Source organism: Pseudomonas sp. 3JA, from assembly GCF_036961705.1.
Lineage (GTDB): Bacteria > Pseudomonadota > Gammaproteobacteria > Pseudomonadales > Pseudomonadaceae > Aquipseudomonas > Aquipseudomonas fluorescens_Q.
In genome coordinates this window covers 1-427 of sequence record NZ_JBAMDJ010000111.1, presented here as the reverse complement: position 1 = coordinate 427, position 427 = coordinate 1, and the positions used below count along the sequence as shown (strand labels likewise).

The 427-nt window shown below is 65.1% G+C and carries 1 protein-coding gene; it reads left to right on the top strand.

The features are described from left to right. The coding region (locus V7773_RS30260) for a PAAR domain-containing protein (protein ID WP_336076503.1) at window positions 1-427 on the top strand (427 nt) is incomplete at both ends.

Genomic DNA, 427 nt, shown 5'->3' with positions numbered 1-427 from the left:
TGGCGCTGTGGTTTCCCATGTGGCGCCAGCCGGCACCGAACTGGAAATGCCCGAGCCGGAAGAAGAACCCAGTTACCTGGACATGGCCGGCAATTTCTTCTCGCAAATGTGGCGCCCGACTGTCGCCTCGCCCGCCCCCGGTACGGAGACCCGCCCGGAAGACCTGGTGATCTGCACCAAGCATCCACCCATGCCACCGCAGTTCATGGCCGAAGGCTCGGAGAAGGTCACCATCAACGGCCAGCCCGCCGTGCGCAGTGGCGACCGCAGCACCTGCGATGCGACGGTGGTGTCGGCTGGATTGATCTCGTCCAATGTGACCATTGGCGGCGGTTCGGTGGTGGTGCGCGAGATCCGCAGCGGCAAGACCCCGGGCGTGGGCTTGGCGGTCACCGCATTGCTGATGCTCAAGGGCGGCAAGGGCAAA